The organism is Candidatus Epulonipiscium viviparus (assembly GCF_030708075.1).
GTDB classification, from domain to species: domain Bacteria; phylum Bacillota; class Clostridia; order Lachnospirales; family Cellulosilyticaceae; genus Epulonipiscioides; species Epulonipiscioides viviparus.
The window spans coordinates 1,261,939-1,283,809 of record NZ_CP117982.1; the positions used below are offsets into that span (position 1 = coordinate 1,261,939).

Genomic DNA, 21,871 nt, shown 5'->3' on the forward strand with positions numbered 1-21,871 from the left:
ATTAGGAGGAGTAGTTATGAATAAGAAGAAAATTGGTGCGTTGATGATGATGGCAATAGTGGCAGCAAATACGCCGATGGTGTATGTATCAGATCTAAAAGCAGAGGTAACGGGAGATGTCTACTTTGAGATTTATGACTGCAATGTTCCGGGAGATGTGATGGATGGCGAAGAATTTGATGTAGAAGTAGTGTTACGAGGCGATTTTTCTAATGTAACCGATGAGGATGATGTTAAGATAGAATTGATAGGTAGTTGCATAGCAAAAATGGGGCATCAGACTACACCCGCGACATTTAGACGCAGAAATACTAACGACGAAGAAACAAACTATAGATTTTTTGTAATCAACAATGTGTATACTTATTCTGGAAATAATCAAATAGAAGTGAAGGTAACAGTTGGCGATGAGACAAAAAGTAGCTTTGTGAACATTGATGGAAAAGCAAAGCCAGAAATTGTAACCGCAGCAGAAGGGATTGAGATTTCGACCAATATAATTAATGCAGTAGTGGGAGAAAATCAGCAAATAGCAATCGATTTAAAAAATGTTGCAGAGAAGAGGGTTGATGGCGGCATTCTAAATATTGAATTGGAAAATAATGCTACAGGCATTTCGGTAAAGCGGCCAGAAGTAAAATTTTCGTCGATAGCAGGGGGAGATACGGCGACGGTTTATACGATTCTAAACATAGATGAAGATGTAACGCAAGGAATACATAATTTAGTAGTTTCGATAGAGGATGGGCCGAGTGCCGTCGTGCCGGTTAAGGTAGCGAGTAGTTTTATGCCGGCATCATTTGAAATAACAACTGCCAATGCTACAAATTTTGAAAAGGACAAGCCACAGCAAATCAATATAAATTTTACTAATATAGGGCAAGTTGCCGCGCAAAACGTAAAAGTGGAGTTGGTGCAAACGAGCAATGTTCTAATTATGGATCATAGCAATGTGAAATATATCAATAATATAGAACCGATGGCAACGCAAAGTTTAACCGCATTGTTGCAGGTCAATAGTGTGGAAGAAGCAAGCATTCCGATGCAGGTGCGCATGATGTATATAAATGATTTTGGGGAACCGCAGACGGATGAGCAGTATATATACCTGACTACAGTGCCACAAGCAGAAGCCGAAAAATTGAAAAATTTGGCACCACCATCGTTTGAAATTTTGGCAACAAATACAACTGATTTTATGAAGGATGTTGCCAAGAATATTTCGATCAAGTTTAAAAATGTTGGAGAATCGGATGCGGACAATGTGAAGATAGAAATAGTGCCGAATGAAAATGTGTATATAAAAGATGGAAGTAATGTAAGGTATCTCAATTCGATTGTGGCTGGCGCGGAGAAGAGTTTGGAAGTGTTGATGGAAGTGAATAATCAGGATGTGCTAAATATACCGTTGGAGATAAAGGCCGCATATGCATTTGCTAAGTATGACGATGAGGGAGATGAAGTAACGGCTGAGGAGCCTGCGAAAAGAGAAATTTCTATCGGCAACATAGCAGAGCCGAGCGGCATATGGGCAGTGGGGGAGCCGTTTAATGTGTCGTTTGATGTGTATGCGCCAGACGGAGCCGAAAATCTAAAGCTGAGTGTAATGGCAGAGGAAGGGATTGTGCCAAAGTCCAAAAACTTGTTTATGATCAATGAAATAGCACCAGAAACGACTAATAGATATTTGGTAACATTTCAGGCGCTGGATTCGATTAAGACCAATACGTATCCGATAGAGATTAAGACAGAGTATATGCTAAATGAGGAAGAGGTTACATATTCGCAGTATGCAACAGTGAGCGTGGAAAATAATGTGGAAGAGGAAGAAGAGGAAGAAGAATCGAAGGGTGGCGTACCAAAAGTTATAATAGGAGAGTATACAATAGACCCAGTTGTGGTGCGAGCAGGAGAAGAGTTTGTGCTAAATGTAGGATTTTTGAATACGCATAAGGAAAAGAATGTATCAAACTTTAAGGCAAATTTGATGATCACAGAGCAGGGAGAGGATAATACTGGAAGCGTATTTACGCCAATTGGGGGTAGCAATACGTTTTTTATCGACCAAATGGACCCAGGGCAGACTGTTAGCAAAATGATTAGAATGTATACAATTCCGAGCGCAACGCCAAAAACATACGAGGTTAGTATGAATATGGAGTATGAGGATGACGACGGCGCGGCAATATCGGCAACAGAATATTTGGGGATACCGGTCGAGCAGGTAACTAAGCTGGACATTGCAGATGTTGAGATGGAGCGACCAAATGGACCCAGGGCAGACTGTTAGCAAAATGATTAGAATGTATACAATTCCGAGCGCAACGCCAAAAACATACGAGGTTAGTATGAATATGGAGTATGAGGATGACGACGGCGCGGCAATATCGGCAACAGAATATTTGGGGATACCGGTCGAGCAGGTAACTAAGCTGGACATTGCAGATGTTGAGATGGAGATGGTAGAAGTTGGGATGGAAGGCGATTTAACTGCACAGATTTTTAATAAGGGCAAAACTACTATTAGCAATGTGGAGATTACAACATCTGGCGAAGGGTTTGATGTGATAGATAATAAGCAAATTATTGGAAGGCTAGATATTGGGCAACTGGAGTATTATGAGCCAACCATAATTCCGAATGAGGAGGGCATTTTGCACGGGGTGATTAATATTGAGTTTGAGGATGTAACTGGAAAGGTTCAGAATATAGCAGAAGAATTTGAGTTTGAGGTAATGGCAGCATATGTACCAGAGCCATATGTTCCGGAGGAGAGCTTTGGGTTCGAAGATTTTGAGAATGTGGTAGAAGAGGTGGAGGAAGAAGTAGATATATTGCCAAATATGGTAGGATTGTGTGCAGGATTTTCTGTTTCGGCATTGATTACAAAATTTTTTGCAGTGCGAAAACGCAAGAAGATATTTGAAATGGGAATGGATGATGATGAAGATTAGATCGTAAGGAGAGTGAGACATGAAATTTAGTGATTTGATTGAGATGAGCGTGTAAAAGTAATGAGTAGTTGGTATAACAGCAGTGATGATATCCCGAAGTTGAATGTTAAAGGGATCGAAGCCATAATGCAAATAGAGGGAGTGGAGATGGTGATCCCGGATCGTGTAATAAATGCATATGTGCAATTTGGCAAAAAGAGGACAAGTTGGGCATTGGAAATATTTGGGCTTTCGGGAGAAGAAATGGAGGCAAAAGGATATGAGATAGAAGAGGGTCGAAACATTATGCCTGGCGATAAAGACGTAATGGTGATGGGCAAAAGTGTGTTAACGGAATTTTATAAAGGTAAGGAGCCGGTTTGGAGCGCAGAAAATCCGCCAATAGAACCTAAAATAGGTGAAGATGAGCTAGAAATATTGGTTGGAAACTATAATTATTCTGATGGTGAGCCAGAGGATGTCAATCCTGATACGGGCAAGAAGATTGATTTTCCAGAGGAGTACGAAGCAACGTTGGTGGGGGTGTTTGGAGATTATGATTATAACACCGCGTATAAGGTTTTTGTACCTCTTGAATTATTCAATGAGTTAAAAGCGGCGAAACGTGAATACGAGCTCGAGCTTAACGGAGAAGAATGGTATAAAGATACGTATGGGAAAGACACAGAAGAGGAGGCATATGATAATGCAGATGTTAAAGTATCAGATGAAGATTTGGTAGTGGAGGTGCAAGAGAAGATAACTGAAATGGGGTATACCGCATACTCAAATATGAGCTATGTGGAGGATATGCAACAAATATCGGGAGGCATACAGGCGTTGCTAGGAGGAATTGGGGCAGTGTCGTTGTTTGTGGCAGCGATAGGTATTACCAATACCATGATGATGGCAACATATGAGAGAACAAGAGAGATAGGAATAATGAAGGTGATAGGTGCCAAGATCACAGATATTCAAAGTATGTTTTTGATAGAAGCGCTGATGATCGGCGCAATAGGCGGGGGTGTTGGCATCGTATTTTCATATGCAATATCAGCAATCATCAATATTGTGGGAGTTTCGTTTGCAGCAGGAATGATGGGGGGCGGCAAGCTGTCGATAATTCCTGTGTGGCTGGCAGTAGCCTTTGTTTGCAACACTGATTGGATTGGTATCGGGATATTTTCCGGCGAGAAGAGCAATGAAGCTTTCGGCTCTTAGTGCTATTAAAACTGAATAATTTTGTCGATAAAAAATTAATAAAAAATAAAGTATAAATCAAGTATAAATAAATAATACGTAGAAATTATGACATATTTTTTTAGATTGCAGCAAAAATTATGCTATTATTTTATTATAACATATAGACAAATGTATGCTATATGTTTATAATAAAGACAAAGTTGATTGAAGGAGGAAATTTATGCAGAAATTAAAACATGTGTTGCTTATAATTTTGTCATTTATTTTTATGTTGCCATCGATTTATGGAAATGAGTATTCTACATATCCAGAAAAAGATATAACAATGATAGTCCCGTTTAACGCAGGCGGTGGAATAGATATTTCGTCAAGAACATTGGTAAAAGAATTGGAAGAATATTTTCCGGATATATCTTTTATAGTAAAAAATGTTACAGGCTCATCTGGAGCGATTGGCGCTGAGGAATTGTTTAATGCGAAACCAGATGGATACACGCTTATGGCTGCAGGGAATGGGTTTAATGTTTCGTCTGAAATGGGAATTTTTAAAAGATCTGCGATGGATTATGAGATGGCAGGCCAATATACAACGTCTCAGATAGGTCTTTATGTTCGCGCCGATTCGCCATACCAAACTTATGAAGACTTAATTGAAGCCGCACGCAATAACCCAAACGAAATTGTAATGGGTATTTTAACTGCGACAATGAATCACTACGCAATTTTAGCTATAGAGCATGCGGAAAATGTAAGCTTCAAAAAAGTTATTGTAGGAGGAGATCAGCCACCGCAACCAGAGTTATTGAGTGGACGAGTGGATACATATGTCGTGGCAGTTTCACAAAATACGCAATATATAGATTCGGGAGATTTTAGGTGTTTAGGCGTATTTGCAGAGGAACGAGTGAAAAGCATGCCAGATGTTCCAACATTTGAAGAGCTTGGTATCGAAGAAAGTTATGAGCTGACATTTGGGATTTGGGCACCTCCCGGAACCCCAAAAGAAATTTTAGAAATTATATCTGATGCTATAAAAAAAGTAACTGAAGATGTAGATTTTCAAAACACTATGACTGCGATGGGATATTTAACGAGCCATATTGGACCCGATGAATATCAAAAGGTGATGGAAGATTCGCTTAATGCGATAAAAGAGCTATCGGCAACTATTGCAACAGATGTAAACGCAGGAAGCATTGACCCGTATGTCGGAGCTTATGGAATTCCCAATTTTATCCTCATGGCAATAGCTGCATTACTCGCGCTGAAGGCAATTATAGCGTTAGGTATTAATAAACAGAAAATCAATATAGTGCTAGTTGGTATATTAAAAGGGAGAGCACTTATATTTTTAGTATCGTTGATAATATATGCTTCTGTTTTGGAGATATTGGGCTTTATTATTGCAACTGCTATATTTTTAACTGCGACAATAATTTATCTGAGATGTTCTAGTGAGATGGTTCCAAAAAAATTTTATATTCAAACGGTGATATTTTCTACTGTATTGTCAATTTTAATATTTTTATTTTTTACGCAGCTTGCAAGCATAGTGTTGCCAGTGGGATTTCTGGGTATATAGTAAGGGAGGAATAGTATGAGTTTTATGGAGGTTTTATTAATATTTGCAGATATTATGATTTTACTGCAGCTTCTTTTGGGCGTTATAATGGGAATAGTGTTTGGCGCGATACCAGGACTAAACACGATTATGGCGCTCGCACTTGCCTTACCATTGACCTATAATATGGAGATGATACCTGCCATTGCGTTTTTGATAGCGGTATATTGTGGCGGTTTATCTGGTGGATCTATCTCTGCGATTTTGCTGAATATTCCAGGTACGGCGGCAGTTGTGACAACCACATTTGATGGCTATCCCATGGCAAAGCGTGGAGAAAGTATGCGCGCATTGAGCTTGGCTATAATAGCTTCTTTTGTTGGGGGAATTATTTCAACAATTATATTAGCGCTACTGACAGGATGGCTCGCTTCTTTTGCCTTAAGCTTCGGTCCGTGGGAATATTTTGGGGCCGCAATTCTATCGCTTGCACTGATTTCGGCATTAATTGATGGAGACTTAATCAATGGATTTATTGCAACATTAATAGGAGTTTTTTTGGCAATGATTGGCACTGATTCGATTGGATCTGTGACGCGATACACTTTTGGATCAATAAATTTGGCAGCAGGAATTGATATCATTGTTGTTATTATAGGAATCTTTGCGTTATCCGAAATTATTTCTAGTACGAATAAAAATTTGATACCCAAAAAAGGTGGAAGCGCAGATTTTAGTTTTGCACAATTTATAGTAGCGTTAAAAGAGTCATTGCTTTATATTCCAAACATGATAATTTCTGCTGTTATGGGAGTGGTATTAGGAATTTTGCCGGGGCTAGGTGGCGGGACTGCGTCAATTATGGCTTATGCAAGAGCAAAGATGGCTTCAAAAGATAAAACTAAGTTTGGTCAGGGTTGCCCAGAGGGGATTATCGCACCAGAGACGGCCAAGAATGCGGTATCGGGAGGGGCGCTAATTCCGGCCATTGCATTGGGAGTTCCAGGGAGCGCTCCGGTGGCATTGATTATGAGTGCGTTCTTGGTGCATGGAGTAAGCATCGGGCCTCTTGTTTTGAAGGAGCAACCGCATCTTTTAAATAGTATTGTTATTGCTTTGATTATTGCTAATATATTTATGTTTTTATCACAAATAGTGCTGATTAAGTATTTTGCGATGGTGATTACAGTACCCAAATATATATTATTTCCAATTATTGCTGTATTTTGCGTAATAGGAACATATGTAATTAACACTACTACTTTTAATGTGTATATCATGCTGGGGCTTTCGGTTTTTGGAATGTTCTGTGCGAAAAATAAAATTCCGCTGGCGCCGATGATAATGGGCTTTACTTTGGGAGATATAGTAGAAACGTACTTTAGAAAATCTATGATTGCGTATAACGGGTCTTTTGTAGATGCGTATATGGGGTCACCTGTTGGAAGCGTCTTTGTTACACTGGCGATTATTGTGCCAACTGTAGTGATTGTAAAAAGAATAATAAAAAGGAGTGTTAATGAGTGAAAAAACAAGTTATCTTAATTATGGTGGATACACAAAGAACTGATATGCTAGGATGTTATGGAAATGTAGATATGAAAACTCCGAATATTGATAAATTAGCAAGTGGCGGGCTTAGATATACTAATGCGCAAACTGCGTCACCAGTGTGTGCACCTGCTAGAGGTACAATATTTACGGGCTTGATGCCACATTCAAATGGACTCGTAACAAACAGCTACCCGATTGGAGATAATGTAATAACTATTGGGCAACGTTTATCTGATAATGGAATTCACTGCGGGTATATTGGTAAGTGGCATGTTGATGGCGGAGATTATTTTGGCACTGGAGTTTGCCCAGATGGATTTGACAAAGAGTATTGGTATGACATGAAGCTATATTTGGAAGAATTAACGGATGAGCAAAGACGACGTTCGCGTAAATCGAATACATCGTTTGATGCAGATTGGACACGAGAGATGACTTTTGCTAATCGATGTTCAAATCGCACCATAGATTTTATTGAAAATTATAAGGACGAAGATTTCTTTTTAACGCTTTCATATGATGAGCCGCATGGTCCGTGTATTTGCCCTAGTCCATATAATAGGATGTATGAAGGATACAAGATGCCTTATAGCGAAAACTATAAAGATGATCTCGATGCGAAGCCTTTACAGCAAAGATTGTGGTCTGGCAAAAATATAGGCAAGTCGGTTGATGAGCTAAATAAAGCAACGGCTGATTTGGCATTATTTTTGGGATGCAATTCGTTTGTAGATGATGAAATAGGGCGTGTATTAGACGCAATTGATGAAAAGTGCCCTGATGCAATCATCATCTATACAGCAGATCATGGAGATATGCTATTTAATCATAAACTAAACTCAAAAAATTGTTGCGCATATAAAGAGGTGCTAAATATTCCTCTGATAATAAAGGGTGGAGCAGAAGGAGTAATAGACGCACCTGCGACGCATTTAGATATTGTGCCAACAGTGTTGGATTATATGAATGTTGAAATTCCAAATATTCTTGAGGGCAAAAGTATGTTGCAGCAGATTAAGGATGGAGTTTCAAAGGTTAATGATGTAGTATTTTCTGAGTTTACCAGATATGAGCTTATACAGGATGGCAATGGTGGATTTCAGCCGATGCGATGCGCATTTGATGGAAGATATAAACTGGTAATTAATTTATTGGATACAGATGAGTTTTATGATCTGCAAGTAGATCCGGAAGAAATCCATAATGCAATTAACGATCTTAACTATAAAGAAGAAAGAGAAAGACTTCATGATATTTTGCTTGCAGAGATGGATAGAACGAGAGATTTGTATAGAGGATACCACTGGGCAATGAGACCGTGGAGGACAGATAAGGCTCCATCATTTAGAAATGCAGGATATGTGAGGCAACGAGAAGAAAGTGAGATGTATGAGGCTCGTCAATTGAATTACGATACAGGGTTGCCAATGGAAGAAGCTGTCAGAATTAAAATAATAGGAGCAGACAAAAAGTAAAGGATAGATACAATATTAGGAGGGGGGGCGATGCGTGGTCGTCCCCCTTAAGTAATGCATATAAAAAAGTAGAGGTGATGATACGCAGTGGATGTGAATGAAAAAATTAATGAAAATAGGATATCGAAAGTGGTAGATCTTTTGGGTGCAATGAATCTAGAAGAGCAAATCGATGAAGCAAAGATGTCAAGAGTGACCGATCTGATGTGTACGATATATGAAAATGAACAAATCGATGAAACACAAATATTGAAAATGACAAAAATTTTAGGAGCAATGCAGGCTGACGAACAAGTGGATGAAGCAAAGATATTAAAAGTGACAGAAATTTTAGCTGCAATACAAGCGGGAGAGTCAATAGAAGAGTCAACGGAAGAGCCGATGGATGCAACTAAGGTGTTGAAAATAATGGATATTTGTTATGAGAGGGCAATTAACGGAATTCCAGGAATTAGTAAATCGATAGAAGAGTTGGCTAACCGATATATCCAAAATCATCAAAATGAAGGAAATGTGGCCAAGAGTTTGAATAAAGAAAAAGTCATTGCAAAATTGATAAAGCATCAAGTGATTAAATGTGGCACTAACGGAGTATTAACAGGATTGGGAGGTGCGATAACAATGCCGATAACAATACCTGCAAATATAGTTGGCGTTATGTATATACAAATGAGAATGATAGCGGCCATTGCATATATAAGGGGATTTAACATAAAAGATGATGGGGTAAAATCTTTGATATACGTATGCCTATTGGGTTCTTCTGCAAATGAGGCATTAAAAACAGTAGGAATTAAGTTAACTGGAAAGCTTACGGATAGCATGGTTGAAAAAATTCCAGGAATAATATTAATGAAGTTAAACCAAATAGTGGGGACTAAATTTGCAATTCAACTTGGAGAAAAAAATATACTCAACATTGGAAAAGTGATTCCGGGAGTGACAAGTATTATAGGAGGAACATTGGATGCGTATGAGACAAAGAATATCGCTAAAAATGCAAAAGCAATATTTAATCAATAGCAAAAAGATCTATCGTGCGTAAGAAAAAAAATCTTGACTCAACAAATAAATTGAAGGTATAATCGGTTTAAGTAAAAAAAACACCAATAAATGGAGGAAAAATATGAAGAAACCAAATGTTATTTTTGTATATCCGGATCAACTAAGATATGATGCACTGGGATGTAATGGCAATAAAGTTGCTAGCACTCCGAACTTAGATGCATTAGCTGCAGCTGGGGCTAACTTTGATGAAGCATATACGTCATATCCTTTATGCTGTCCGTTTAGAGCTTCAATTATGACAGGATTGTATCCGCATAAAAATGGAATGTATTCTAACCATTATCCTTTGAGAAAAGATTTGCCGCATTACTTGCCTAAAATTATGAACAAAGCAGGATATAAGACAGCTTGGGTGGGGAAGTGGCATCTAAATGGTGGGCGTAAATTTGAAAGAGTGCCCAAAGAATATTGGTGTGGCTTTGAAGAGTTCATTGGCTATGGCAGAGGGCATCATTATATAGATAGTTTATATTATAAAAATGAAGACGATACTCCATATAAGTCTAAAAAATATGAACCAATTTACCAAACAGAGCAGTTGATCGACTTTATAGATAGGGCAGTAAGCGAAGAAAAGCCGTTTATGGGAATGATTTGCTATGGGTTGCCGCATCCTCCGGTTGAGATGCAGCCAGAAGAAAGCAAAAATAAGTATTCGGCATCTGAGATTGAGCTACCAGATACTGTGCCAGAAGATACAAAAGAAAAAGCTAAGAAATATATAGCGCAATATTATGGAATGGTAGAAGTGGTAGATACGGAAATTGGAAAATTAGTGCAGCATTTAAAGGCAAAGGGGATTTTTGACGATACGATTTTCATAGTGGTTAGTGATCATGGAGATATGTGTGGCGAATACGGTATGTTTGAAAAGTCGATATTCTATAGCTCAGCAGCGCACGTTCCGCTGATAATTAGCTATCCAAATATGATAAAGCCAGAAACTAAAATCGACCATTTGGTAGATCCGCTTATAGATATAACACCGACTATATTAGATTTGTGTGGGTTAGAGGTGCCAGAAACAATGGATGGATATAGTATGAAAACTTTGGCGCAAACAGGAGAAGATAAAACTTTTAGAGATTTTGTTTACTATCAGATAATACCGCTTCCAGAAGCATTGTGCGATCAAATGGATAAACCAGATAGGAAGCCGTATGCCGAAAGAGGGTTTAGAACAAAAGACGTGCTTTATGTGGAGAAAGAGAACGTACCTTTTGCGGTATTTGATTATCAGCGTGAAAAAAAGGAGTTTATGAATTGCGTAGATAATTTCAAATATTACCCACAAGTAAAAGAGTATAGAACTAGATTGGCCAATATAATGGGAGATATTGGTGATAGCTGGAGATTGAGAAGGGAAGACTTGCCACCAGAGTTTCAAACTCAAGAAGAAGCGATCAAAGATTATGATAACAATTATAGCAAAGCAGTTTTCGAATAAAAAATTAGGGGATATAGAGGTCCCCTTTTTTAATGCGTATTTTTGGTACTTTCTCTAGCAATAAGTTTAAAGGGAATATTAAACTTTATGTTGAGAGTTCTATTATGTTCGATTTGTTCTGTTAAAGAGTTAATAGCAAATGTCGCGATGCTATCCTTTGGAAAATCTATAGTAGATATAGAAGGAATAGCATATTTAGAAAAATTTTCATTTCCGATGCTGATAATAGCGATATCGCTAGGTACCTTGAGGTGAGCTTCAGATAGAGCGCGTATGCACCCTAATGCAACGTAATCAGAGTTACAGAAAATAGCATTAGGCAATGTATCGTTTTGTAGAAGCTCTTGCATGGCATTATATCCGTCTTCGGCAGTGTGTGCAATATTTTGAAACCAGCTGTAATTTATAAGCATATTGTGATGTTGCATGACTTGTATAAAATTATTAAAAGTAGTGCTGTTATTGAGTAGGGTGGTTTTATCTAAGATGGGACCAAAGAAGCCTATTTTGGTGAAACCATTATTAACTAAATGAAGTATCATGGCTTCGACAAATTGATAGCCATCGCAAATGACTTCGTCAACTAATAGTGCAGTTGAATTAAAGCCTACATAAACAGCATATTTTACTTGAGAATATATAGTGTCTAATAAATCTTTGGTCAATACGCCTAATATAATAATTCCATTAACCGAATTAGTAGAAATATAATCAAAAATTTCGTGTTTAGATTTATTTTTTGTAGATACAACATACTTAAGATTTAAAGCACTAAATTCTAACTCTTGTCTTATGAGTCGTACAATATCGCTATAAAAAGGAGTGGCATGGTCTGCGATATTTGAGGCTAATATAATGCCTATACTGTGCTGATTAGTAACAGGTTCAATTTGGTTTACTAATAATCGCGCAGCTTCGTTGGGAGTGTAGCCCATTTGATGGACGATGCTCCATATTTTTTCTTGTGTTTTGAGGCTAGGTTTGCGTTTGGGATCTCCGCTAATAGTTCTTGATACTGTAGAAATAGAAACTCCAGCAGCTAACGCAATATCTTTTAGTGTAACTTTCAAAATAATCACCTTCTCTAATAATGTAAGTCTATTTAAACATTATATTAGATAATGGGATTCCGATGCAAATTATTATAAGAACTTGTGACAAAATAAATATAGTCGCATACTTGTAAATATGCTTTGGATTGATCCACTTTTGATGTCCAAATAGTATTGCAGAGTAGGCAGATGCAGCAGGAGTTAGAGCTGCAGTGGCATTTACAGAAAAAGTTAACAGCGTTACTATACCAAGTGAGGACATTCCGTTGGTGACAGAATAGGTATATACTAAAGGTAAAAGTAGAAGTCCCATAACAATACTATTGGCAGTGTTGGTTAAAAGTACAGATAAGGCAATTACAAATACTGCAAACATTGTAGGGGTTATAACTGAAAAAGTAGGAGCAAAGATGCTTTCTAAAAATACTTTTAAGCCAACGCTATCTGCGGTGAGGACTGTGCCAAAAAATATAGCCGTAACAGATAAAAAATATGTAGACCAAGAAAAATTTTTGGTAACAACTTGTGTAAGATCAAATACTGGTTGATTATTTTCTCGTATGATGCTTAAAATAACAACCATAATCATAGGACCAAAGGCAGTGGCACTATTTAATGTTTTCATGATGGGTATATGTGGAAACAATGGAGGAATTAATAGGTAAAGTAGCAGCGCAAAAAAAGCACCTAAAATATATTTTTGTGATTTACTCATAGGAGGTAGAGGATTTTTGTGCAATACTTCTATATTAAATTCTTTTAGTGGTTCAACATCGGGTTTAATTATAAATTTCGCAACAAGAAGAAGCGTAATAAGTAAGACGATTCCTATAAGCAATGCGAAGATAAAATACATACTTTCGTTGATCACTTGTGCTCCTGCAGTTATATTTTTATAAGAGTCGACTATAGCTAAGATCGAACCTCTAAAAGGCATAGTGGCAGAGCCAATGCAAGATAATATCATAACCATAACCAGTGTCATAGTTACATATGTATCCCCTTTTTTGTATCCAACTTCTTCGAAAACTTCGGCCATGATAGAAAAAAATAAAAAAATTCCAGCAAAAGGACCAATGAACGCGCTTATGAAATAGCAAGTAGCCATAAGTAAAGAGGTAATTGCCCACGGGCGACCGCTCACCCATTTTAGAGTTAGGCAAAATCTGACTATATACTTAGTAACGCCATAATATAGCAAACCGCCGGTAAATACCATCATAAAAATAAGTTGGATAGCAGTAGCGTTGCCCAGCAGCGCTGCAGCTACTTTGCCTGCAGGTGCATATCCAGAAAAGCCTACTAATATTACGCCTAGCAAACTGGGCCACAAAGAGTCGACTGTAGACCATAAGTATAGCATTCCGATAAAGATTCCAATGATGTTAAGCCCAAGAGGAGTAATTCCTGTGAGTGATATTGGCAAAAATCTGAAACCAAGCATAATTGTTAGTCCAATAATTGTATGAATGATCAGTTTAGGGTGTGTTTTAGTAGATTCCATAATAAAATCCCTCCTATAAAATAAATTATGAGAATGCACTTTAAATTATTGGGTAATTTAAAATGCATCGTTAATCAGATTAATCTAATATATTGCTAACGAAGAAATATGCGTCTTCGGTGGCGTTTTTTACAATCCCTACTTTTTTACAGTCTCCAATTACATATGTCTCAGGAGTTATGCCGAAGAAAGAATTGGCAAGCTCGCTAAGAGGAGAAAGTCCGGCAGCAATGATGACGTTGTCCGCTTCGATTTTTTCGGTACGATTATTACTAGCAACTTTGACTGCAGAGTTTTCTATTGCTAAACATTGAGTATTAGTTAAGGTTTTGATAGTAGGAAGCTCTTTCATTCGTTCTGCTAGTGCGATTTTGTATAGTCGGTTTGCGGTGCGATTTAATTCGCCAGACATCTCAACAACTACAGCGTTTTTGCCGTCCTCTGCAATATCGATGGCTAATTCACATCCGATGGTGCCACCGCCTATGATAACTACGTTTTGCCCCAACTTTTTAAGGTTCGGAAAGACATTAATGCAATTGGAAACATGAGCTTTGTCGATGCCTGGAATAGGAGGAATTATAGGTTTTGCACCGACAGCAACAATCAATACATCGGGATTTAATTTGGCAACATTGTCGTAGGTGGCTTCAAAATTGAGGGATACTTCGATGTCTCGTTTTTCTACCTGTGCTATTAAATAATTCATATAGCTGTTTAAATCTTGCTTAGATGCGATATAATCTGAAAATCTAATGGTGCCACCTAATTGATGAGATTTTTCGATTAGAGTAACTTGGTGTCCGCGATCAGCCGCAGTGATGGCAGCCTTCATGCCAGCAGGTCCGCCGCCTACAATAACAACGTATCGCGAGTGTGTGGCTTTACCATTTTCTGGATACAGCTCCTCCTTGTTAAATCTAGGATTTACTGAGCAACCAACGTTTCGCGCACCTGTTGCCATCGGAAAACAGTACAAGCATCTAAGGCAAGGCGTAATGTCCTCTGATTTTTGTTGCAAAGCTTTTTTGGCCCATCGAGGATCCGCTACCATAGGGCGGCCAATCCATACGGCATCGCAGTAGCCTTCGCTGATAAGCATTTCTGCCTCTTCGGGATTCATGATAGCTCCGACGGCCGTGATAGGGATGCTGGTAACTCTGTCTTTGATATACTTTGTGATTTCGGCATTGACCATTCGAGGATGAATTGCGTGAGTTGCCATTCTTATATTGCCGGTAAGAACCATGTCGGCGCCAACCGAAATATTGGCCATATCAACAAGACCCTCTTTGCCCATATCTTCTAAAAATCTTGCAACTTCATCTAGATCATTTAGGTCACCAGCAATCCAGTCTTTGCCGTTGATTCTCATGTCAATCGGAAAAGTGGGCCCAACGGCTTTGCGAATAGCTTGTAAAACGCGACGTGGAAATTTGATGCGGTTTTCATAGGAGCCACCATATTCATCGGTGCGCTTATTCCAAGATTTGGATAAAAATTCTGATATGAGCCAGCCATGTGCAAAGTGTGCAGTAACCATATCAAATCCATATTCTTTTGCAATAGCAGCACCCACTGCAAATTCTTGGATAATTTCGGCCATTTTTGCCTCGTCTAAAGCAATGATTTCGGCCTTATCGTGAGGGCGAGTGCCTGCAGATGGACCGTATACAAAATCTGATTTCATAAACGAACCGTATTCTCCACAGTGTAGTAATTCAAGTGATACTAGAGAACCGCCTTGTCTCCAAAATTCTACGGTCTCACGAGTTTTAAGAGCAATATCGCGATTGGTAACTTCAAATGGACTGGTATTTCGCGCGGCAATGCGTCCTCGAATTTCTTTGGAAACAAAGCCGCCACCCAATACTATAAGCGACGCGCCTCCCGTTGCTTTTTCACGAGATTTATGAACATCAATAGGCGATGAAATAATTCGGTTTCTTAAAACGACACCGTTAACTTTTAAGGGCTTAAATAAATTTTTATACATGAGTGACCTCCTAATCTTATCTATAAATGCTTATTATTCATATACATCAAAATCTTGAGACATATATACTTCGCCAGTATAATTTTGTTTTACATCTTCGATCATATATGCATCTAATTCTTTGAGGGTAGCATTTAAATCTTTCATAGTAGCAGTTTGATTGCCTAGCAAATATACAGGATGATATAAAACAACTTTTTTGACATTGGTAGCGGCTGCTATTTGGCCGACTGCTTCGGAAGAAGTGTGAACAGAGCCATGATAATTTTTCCAAATTTCGGGACGTGATGCTAGGTTTTTGGTGGGATAAACTTCGTGAACCATAATGTCGCAATCTTTTGCATACGTAGCAAATGCATCACAAGGAGACTTGTCGCCAGATATTATAATAGTCTTGTCTGGGGTAACAAACTTGTAAGAGAACGCGCCTCCGAGTGTACCGTGATAGATACTAATGGCATGAACAGTAACGAATTCGTCTTGATAGACTATGCCGCTATCGGTAATTTCTTTGACATTAACGGTGATGCCATTGGGGTCTGCTTTCATAAGACCGTGCAGTCGTTCGTCAATGTCGTGCTTATAAGCGCTGAGCAAATTATTAGTCATGGCTTGAGTGCCAACAGGGCCAATTACTGTCATAGCTTCTTTTCGACCAACTACCCAAGGAGTTAATAAAAAGTCGGGGTATCCTAAAGTATGATCGGAGTGAAGATGAGTTAAAAAACCAACTTTAAGATTTTTGGGCATAAGAGCTTTGATTCCTCGTTGAGCCATCGTATTCGCTTGCCGACATAAATTGGAACCAAAATCTACAAGATACGCATTATCGTCAACTACTACTGCAACACAAGGGCCGGAGCGCTCTCGACTTGGATCAGGGGTACCAGAACCTAACATTACTAATTTTGTCATAAAAATCTCCTCTCTATCCAAAAATATCCAAAATTTGGATATTTATATATAATAGCATATAAGAATTTAAAGTCTGAGATAATTTTTTTGAAATTAATATATAAAAAATATGTTAACAGTATATGGAAAAAACATAACAAAGTCAATGTTGAAATGTAAAAAAAAATTATTTGGTTAAAAATAGATAAATGAATATAGAGTACCTAGCATAAAAAACGTTTGGAAAAAGTAAAGTATATAAAAAAATAATGCTATAAAAAAAAATTGGCGATATGAGAAAATAAATGAGAAAATACAATAAAAAAATCATGCAGATTTACCATGAATATTATAGGATGAGACGAAATATATAAAAAAATTACATATAATATAGCAGTAATGCTGAAAATAATAAAGATGGCGAAAAATGGATGTATTTTATAAATGTATATGATATCATGAGATGGTCAGACCAACAAAAGGAGGATATGTATGAAAGCTATAATGGTTATGTTTGATTCTTTGAGTCGTAGAATGTTAAAGCCATACGCTAATGTAGATGTGCAAACACCAAACTTTGATAGATTGGCGAAAAGGGCAACGACGTTTGACAATTTTTTTGCAGGGAGCTTGCCTTGTATGCCAGCACGCAGGGAAGTTCACACCGGAAGATATAATTTCTTGCATAGAACTTGGGGGCCTTTAGAGCCGTTTGATGTTTCGATGCCAGAAATTTTAAAGAAAAATGGAATATATACGCATCTAGTTACAGATCATATGCATTACTTTGATGACGGCGGTTCAACGTATCATAAAAGATATAGCTCGTGGGAAGTGTTTCGAGGTCAGGCATCGGATAGCTGGGTAGCAAAATTAGAGGCACCCGAAATTCCGCCTCATGTAGATACGATGAGAAAGCATACGCACCCCACGTGGTGGAGAGATTATTGGAAAAATCATAATAAAATAAAAGAAGAGAATTATTATCCGCAAGTTGCGACGTTTAATGCGGGAATGAAGTTTTTGCAAGATAATATTAATGAGGATGACTGGTTTATACAAATTGAAACTTTTGATCCGCACGAACCATTTGATATGCCAGATGAATTTAAATACTTATATGAAAAAGAAGGAGAGTACGCAGGAGACTTTTTTAATTTGCCGTCCTATGGAATTGTATTAGAGAATAAAGAACAAGTGGATCACTGTGCCAATTTATACAAATCTCTAATAACGATGTGCGATAAAAGCTTGGGTAGAATACTGGATTTTATGGATGCGCATAATATGTGGAAAGATACGATGCTTATCGTGAACTGCGACCATGGGCTGATGGTGGGCGAAAAAGATTGGTGGGCGAAGTCGGTTATGCCTTGCTATAATGAAGTAGCGCAGTTGCCGTTTTATTTGTATGACCCGCGTTGTAAAAAGAGTGGGAGAAGACAGTCGCTTGCACAAACGATCGATATACCTGCGACGCTGCTAGAATTTTTTGGGCTTGATATACCTGCGCAGATGCAAGGAAAGTCTATGCTACCAATTGTAGAAAATGATAGACCTATTAGAGAATACGGATTATTTGGGTATCATGGATCATTTATAAATTTGGTGGATAACCAGGGGCATGTTTATATGAGAGCATCGCAGAATATTGGAAATACTCCATGCTTTGAATATACTCTGATGCCTACAGGTAGAAATGGCTTTTTTAGCATTGATTGCTTAAGTAAAGGAGAATTGTCTAGGGACTTTGATTTTACAAAGGGGCTAAAGTTGATGAAATATCCTGCAGATAGCAAATTGGGTGCACCAATATTTTGTAATTCTTTCCAATATGGAAACTTATTGTGGGATTTAAATGCCGATCCTGAACAAATAGCTCCTCTCGACGATACAGAATTGGAAGCGACGATGATTAATGCTCTGATACAAGAAATGAAAAGCAATGATGCGCCGATTGAACAATTTGCGAGAGTGGGCTTGGATAGAGAGCATATTTATACCAAAGAAGATGTGGTAGCAATGCGCCAGAAACAAAAAACGATAGAAGCGAATTTGATAGATGGGTTTGAGTGGGAACAAGAAGCCAGCACTTTATTTGTGGCATTAGCAGGCATTATGACAGATACACAGATATACGATGCGCGAGAATATTTGAAGACGAACTCAGAAAATAACTTGATAAAATATGATACGATTGTAGAATTGGTTCATAAAAAGTATGTGAATAATAAAGAGGCCGGAAAATATTTTATAACAAAATTGATGCGAAATTTATGATAGAAAATAAAACTATAAGCAGGCAATTGTTTGAACGCATATTGGATCAAATTAAAAACGGAGAGTTAAAAGCCGGGGATAAGCTAAAACCCGAAAGAGTATTGGTAGAAGAATATGAAGTGAGTCGTTCCTCTGTGAGGGAGGCAATTGGAGCTTTAAATAAGATGGGCATTGTAGTTACCAGGCAAGGCAAGAATAGAGGTAATTATATAAATGACAAAGCGCCAGATATGCTAACCAAAGTTTTAGAAATCTATATGATATTAGATGACAATTTAGCTATCGATTTTTTGCGATTGAGAAAAGAAATAGAGAAAAAGGCAGCCTATCTTGCGGCGATCAATGCAACACAAATAGAACTAGAAAATATGAAAATTCTGCATCAGCAAAGATCTAAAGTAGCTAATATAGATCAAGAAGAATTATATAGATTGGACAGGGAATTACACTTAACTATTGCAAAAGCATCTCATAACAAAGCATTTGAACTTTTTATTGAAGCCGTTTTTGGAGTTTTTAAGGCTCATCAAGCTAAAATTGGAAATATAAGGGAAATTGCAGACAAATATCATAGCCAAATTATAGGTGCTATTGAAAATAGAGAAGCAGAGCAAGCTGAAGCATATATGGAAAATCATATTGAGAATCTGATAGAGGTAATGCAAAAAAATGATGATGAGGAGAAATAATTGTGGCAACTTTTAAAATTAATAAAGTGGTATTAGAAGAATTCGAAAAGTTATATGCACAAGGTGTTATCAAAAAAAATGGCAAGCCCATTAAATATTTGGGGGGAGCAGAAGCAATGGGAGCGGGAGTTGCTTTTGATGCGAATGATTTCTCTAAAAAACAAATTTTGTGGGATGGCGAAAACCATGGCGGCACGATGACTATTTGCCAGATAAATGATAATGGGGACTTCTATGCTAATGAGAGATTTTACCCGATATTTGATGCGCCAAATTGTGTGGTAGTGTATGGAAAATTAATCGACAATGAATATAAAATGAGTGAAGTGCAAATTATACCATATCTGCATAGATTTGATGTGATCGATGTTGGGAATGAAAAAATTTTTGTGGGTGCGACACTTGCAAAGTCGAAAGAAAATAAAGATGATTGGTCGAAGCCAGGTGAAATTTTAATTGGAAAGTTAAATGAGGACGCTGAAAAGCCGTTTGAGCTTACGGTACTGCAAGGCGGAATTACTAAAAATCATGGATACTGCACTACTAATTATAATGGCAAGCGCGTAATATTAATCACGGGTGTAGAAGGGCTATTTTGTATATATATTCCAGAAAAGTTTGAAGATGTGTGGCAAGTAGAAAAGATGATGAGCATAGAAATTAGCGATGCTTGTACAGTAGATATTGACAATGATGGGCAAGACGAAATTGTTACAATAGAAGGGTTTCATGGAAATGAATTAAACGTATACAAAAAAGACGGAAGTGGCTGGAAAAAAATCTTTACTAAAGCAATAGAATTTGGCCACGGACTTTGGGGCGGAAAATTGCTCGGCGAAAACAGATTTATTGCAGGATGGAGACAGGGGACTAAGGAATTAGTTTGCTTTAGTTATAAAGATGGCAAAATAGAGGAATCGGTAATTGGTGCTGGTGGCACATCACAATTTTCGGTTTGGGAACAAGATAATAAGGCGTATATTTTGTCTGCAGATAGACAGGCAAATGGTCAAATTGGGCAATTAGTTATTTATACTTTGGACGCATCAAACTAATATTATTATAAAGGAGATAATTAATATGGCAGTAAAGGATCAAAAAGGATTTAATGATAATGTTGGCAAAGGTGATTTAACAAAAGTGACGAAGCAACTATGGCGTGAAAATTGCTTTCCGGAATGGGGTACTTGGCTAAATGAAGAAATTGAAGATACGATAGTTCCAGAAGGCAACTTTGCTATGTGGTGGCTAGGGTGTACTGGAATATGGGTAAAAACTCCAGAAGATGCTAATATTTGTATCGATTTGTGGGTTGGTGTTGGAAAAAGAGGCAAGCGCGTATGGGATAAACCGTATAGTCAAGGTAAAGATTTCCAGATGTATCATATGAATGGAGGACCAACATATCAACCAAATACGAGATATACGCCGATGGTAATTGATCCGTTTGAAATTAAAAAGGTTGATGCGATTTTGTCGACTCATATGCACAGAGATCATATAGACCAATATGTGGCGGCAGCGATAGTGCAAAATTTCGATGATGTGCCATTTATTGGGCCTAAATTTTCTTGTGATGTTTGGAGAAATTGGGGAGTGCCAGAAGAGCGTTTGGTAGAAGTGCGTCCTGGAGATGTGATTAAAATCAAAGATATGGAAATTGTGGCAGTAGATTCGTTTGATAGAACGGCGCTTATTACTTCACCACTTCAGGCAGCAGATATGCGCGGAGTATGTCCTACCGATATGGATGACCGTGCCGTTAGTTATATAATTAAAACGCCAGGTGGAAACCTATATCATAGCGGTGATTCACATTATTCAAATATGTATTTTAAACATGGCAAGGACCATAAAATCGACGTCGCACTCGCTTCGTTTGGCGAAAACCCTGCAGGCCTAACAGATAAGATGACCTCTGTGGATTGCTTAAGAATGGCAGAATGTTTAAATGCAAAAGTATTAATTCCGTATCATCACGATATTTGGAACAACATGCTAGCAGATCCAATGGAAATTGAGTATTTATACCAGTTTAAAGCGCCGAGATTAGATTATCAGTTTAAGGTATATATTTGGCAAGTTGGCGGTAGTTATATGTATCCAAGAGATCAGGATAAGAAGCGCTTTATGTTTAAACGTGGTTTTGAAGACGCATTTACAGACGAACCAAACCTACCTTTTAAATCATTTTTATAAAATAATTGACATATAA

The 21,871-nt window shown here is 37.8% G+C and carries 16 protein-coding genes; 12 read left to right on the forward strand and 4 right to left on the reverse strand.

Annotated features, from left to right (window positions below; genetic code table 11):
• Nucleotides 1-16 precede the first annotated feature (16 nt).
• The 8 genes from PCY70_RS05185 to PCY70_RS05220 all read left to right on the forward strand — a co-directional run bounded on the left by PCY70_RS05185 (nt 17) and on the right by PCY70_RS05220 (nt 11,241).
• Nucleotides 17-2,290: a COG1361 family protein gene (locus PCY70_RS05185; protein WP_305768684.1), complete on the forward strand. Its 2,274-nt coding sequence runs from the start codon at nt 17-19 to the stop codon at nt 2,288-2,290.
• Nucleotides 2,268-2,954, forward strand: coding sequence for a COG1361 family protein (locus tag PCY70_RS05190; protein WP_305768685.1), 687 nt, complete (start codon nt 2,268-2,270; stop codon nt 2,952-2,954). The genes PCY70_RS05185 and PCY70_RS05190 overlap by 23 nt, the downstream gene beginning before the upstream one ends.
• A gap of 60 nt (nt 2,955-3,014) precedes the next feature.
• Nucleotides 3,015-4,154, forward strand: a complete 1,140-nt coding sequence (locus PCY70_RS05195) for an ABC transporter permease (RefSeq protein ID WP_305768686.1) — start codon at nt 3,015-3,017, stop codon at nt 4,152-4,154.
• Nucleotides 4,155-4,356: 202 nt separating this feature from the next.
• Nucleotides 4,357-5,718 (forward strand): tripartite tricarboxylate transporter substrate-binding protein, encoded by a 1,362-nt coding sequence (locus PCY70_RS05200; RefSeq protein ID WP_305768687.1) that lies wholly within the window; start codon nt 4,357-4,359, stop codon nt 5,716-5,718.
• A 15-nt stretch (nt 5,719-5,733) separates the two neighbouring features.
• On the forward strand, nt 5,734-7,224 hold the full coding sequence (locus tag PCY70_RS05205; RefSeq protein WP_305768688.1) for a tripartite tricarboxylate transporter permease: 1,491 nt from the start codon (nt 5,734-5,736) through the stop codon (nt 7,222-7,224).
• The gene (locus PCY70_RS05210) at nt 7,221-8,726 is read left to right on the forward strand and encodes a sulfatase-like hydrolase/transferase (RefSeq protein WP_305768689.1); all 1,506 of its coding nucleotides are present in this window, start codon (nt 7,221-7,223) and stop codon (nt 8,724-8,726) included. The genes PCY70_RS05205 and PCY70_RS05210 overlap by 4 nt, the downstream gene beginning before the upstream one ends.
• Nucleotides 8,727-8,813: 87 nt before the next feature.
• Complete coding sequence (locus tag PCY70_RS05215; protein WP_305768690.1) at nt 8,814-9,749, forward strand: EcsC family protein; 936 nt, start codon at nt 8,814-8,816, stop codon at nt 9,747-9,749.
• 103 nt (nt 9,750-9,852) lie between these two features.
• Nucleotides 9,853-11,241, forward strand: a complete 1,389-nt coding sequence (locus PCY70_RS05220; RefSeq protein ID WP_305768691.1) for a sulfatase family protein — start codon at nt 9,853-9,855, stop codon at nt 11,239-11,241.
• A 29-nt stretch (nt 11,242-11,270) separates the two neighbouring features.
• On the opposite strand, the gene PCY70_RS05225 is transcribed toward PCY70_RS05220, so the two are convergent.
• From PCY70_RS05225 to PCY70_RS05240, 4 genes are all read right to left on the reverse strand, one after another.
• Nucleotides 11,271-12,311: a LacI family DNA-binding transcriptional regulator gene (locus PCY70_RS05225; protein ID WP_305768692.1), complete on the reverse strand. Its 1,041-nt coding sequence runs from the start codon at nt 12,309-12,311 to the stop codon at nt 11,271-11,273.
• A 28-nt stretch (nt 12,312-12,339) separates the two neighbouring features.
• The gene (locus PCY70_RS05230; RefSeq protein ID WP_305768693.1) at nt 12,340-13,797 is read right to left on the reverse strand and encodes an SLC13 family permease; all 1,458 of its coding nucleotides are present in this window, start codon (nt 13,795-13,797) and stop codon (nt 12,340-12,342) included.
• A 79-nt stretch (nt 13,798-13,876) separates the two neighbouring features.
• The gene (locus tag PCY70_RS05235; RefSeq protein ID WP_305768694.1) at nt 13,877-15,793 is read right to left on the reverse strand and encodes an oxidoreductase; all 1,917 of its coding nucleotides are present in this window, start codon (nt 15,791-15,793) and stop codon (nt 13,877-13,879) included.
• A gap of 33 nt (nt 15,794-15,826) precedes the next feature.
• Nucleotides 15,827-16,708, reverse strand: a complete 882-nt coding sequence (locus PCY70_RS05240; protein ID WP_305768695.1) for an MBL fold metallo-hydrolase — start codon at nt 16,706-16,708, stop codon at nt 15,827-15,829.
• A 471-nt stretch (nt 16,709-17,179) separates the two neighbouring features.
• Between PCY70_RS05240 and PCY70_RS05245 the strand changes: the two genes are divergently transcribed.
• The 4 genes from PCY70_RS05245 to ulaG are packed head-to-tail and all read left to right on the forward strand — an operon-like array spanning nt 17,180 to nt 21,855.
• On the forward strand, nt 17,180-18,967 hold the full coding sequence (locus PCY70_RS05245) for a sulfatase (RefSeq protein ID WP_305768696.1): 1,788 nt from the start codon (nt 17,180-17,182) through the stop codon (nt 18,965-18,967).
• A complete protein-coding gene (locus PCY70_RS05250; RefSeq protein ID WP_305768697.1) occupies nt 18,964-19,656 on the forward strand; it encodes a FadR/GntR family transcriptional regulator in 693 nt (230 codons plus the stop codon). The genes PCY70_RS05245 and PCY70_RS05250 overlap by 4 nt, the downstream gene beginning before the upstream one ends.
• A gap of 2 nt (nt 19,657-19,658) precedes the next feature.
• Complete coding sequence (locus tag PCY70_RS05255) at nt 19,659-20,711, forward strand: hypothetical protein (protein WP_305768698.1); 1,053 nt, start codon at nt 19,659-19,661, stop codon at nt 20,709-20,711.
• Between the two features lie 25 nt (nt 20,712-20,736).
• Nucleotides 20,737-21,855 (forward strand): L-ascorbate 6-phosphate lactonase, encoded by a 1,119-nt coding sequence (ulaG, locus tag PCY70_RS05260; RefSeq protein WP_044149137.1) that lies wholly within the window; start codon nt 20,737-20,739, stop codon nt 21,853-21,855.
• Nucleotides 21,856-21,871: the final 16 nt, after the last annotated feature.

What these genes read in the sequence shown, in the direction of transcription:
- PCY70_RS05190 (WP_305768685.1), top strand. Translation starts at nt 2,268, where the DNA reads ATGGACCCAGGGCAGACTGTTAGCAAAATGATTAGAATGTATACAATT.
- PCY70_RS05245 (WP_305768696.1), top strand. Translation starts at nt 17,180, where the DNA reads ATGAAAGCTATAATGGTTATGTTTGATTCTTTGAGTCGTAGAATGTTA.
- PCY70_RS05195 (WP_305768686.1), top strand. Translation starts at nt 3,015, where the DNA reads ATGAGTAGTTGGTATAACAGCAGTGATGATATCCCGAAGTTGAATGTT.
- PCY70_RS05235 (WP_305768694.1), bottom strand. Translation starts at nt 15,793, where the DNA reads ATGTATAAAAATTTATTTAAGCCCTTAAAAGTTAACGGTGTCGTTTTA.
- PCY70_RS05220 (WP_305768691.1), top strand. Translation starts at nt 9,853, where the DNA reads ATGAAGAAACCAAATGTTATTTTTGTATATCCGGATCAACTAAGATAT.
- ulaG (WP_044149137.1), top strand. Translation starts at nt 20,737, where the DNA reads ATGGCAGTAAAGGATCAAAAAGGATTTAATGATAATGTTGGCAAAGGT.
- PCY70_RS05240 (WP_305768695.1), bottom strand. Translation starts at nt 16,708, where the DNA reads ATGACAAAATTAGTAATGTTAGGTTCTGGTACCCCTGATCCAAGTCGA.
- PCY70_RS05205 (WP_305768688.1), top strand. Translation starts at nt 5,734, where the DNA reads ATGAGTTTTATGGAGGTTTTATTAATATTTGCAGATATTATGATTTTA.
- PCY70_RS05185 (WP_305768684.1), top strand. Translation starts at nt 17, where the DNA reads ATGAATAAGAAGAAAATTGGTGCGTTGATGATGATGGCAATAGTGGCA.
- PCY70_RS05230 (WP_305768693.1), bottom strand. Translation starts at nt 13,797, where the DNA reads ATGGAATCTACTAAAACACACCCTAAACTGATCATTCATACAATTATT.
- PCY70_RS05200 (WP_305768687.1), top strand. Translation starts at nt 4,357, where the DNA reads ATGCAGAAATTAAAACATGTGTTGCTTATAATTTTGTCATTTATTTTT.
- PCY70_RS05250 (WP_305768697.1), top strand. Translation starts at nt 18,964, where the DNA reads ATGATAGAAAATAAAACTATAAGCAGGCAATTGTTTGAACGCATATTG.